Consider the following 298-nt stretch of genomic DNA (forward strand, 5'->3'; position numbering starts at 1 on the left):
GTATAGCCCTAAGCGCCGGGCGTCGCCGGCCATCTCCAGGGCCCGGTAGCCGATCAAGCCCGCGCACAGAAGGGGCGCCGCCTCCACGTCCGAGTATTCCGGGGGAAGGGGAAAGCAGTAGCGCTCGTCGGCCACGGTGTACTCGGCGTACCCCCCGTCCAACTGATAGCCGGTGAACCGGGCCGCGTCGCAGAGGTTTTCCCGGCCGGAGCGGCAGTAGGCGCACGCTCCGCAGGTGTAGCCCAGCCAGGGAATGCCGACCCGCTGGCCGGGTGTGAAGTGCTCGACACCTTTGCCC

1 protein-coding gene is annotated in these 298 nt (G+C 69.1%); it reads right to left on the reverse strand.

The genetic code is table 11. The features are described from left to right. The coding region (locus ACTFO6_RS18445) for an alcohol dehydrogenase catalytic domain-containing protein (protein ID WP_439935830.1) at positions 1-298 on the reverse strand (298 nt) is incomplete at both ends.

It is taken from the genome of Pelomicrobium sp. G1 (genome assembly GCF_051905455.1).
GTDB lineage: Bacteria > Pseudomonadota > Gammaproteobacteria > Burkholderiales > UBA6910 > Pelomicrobium.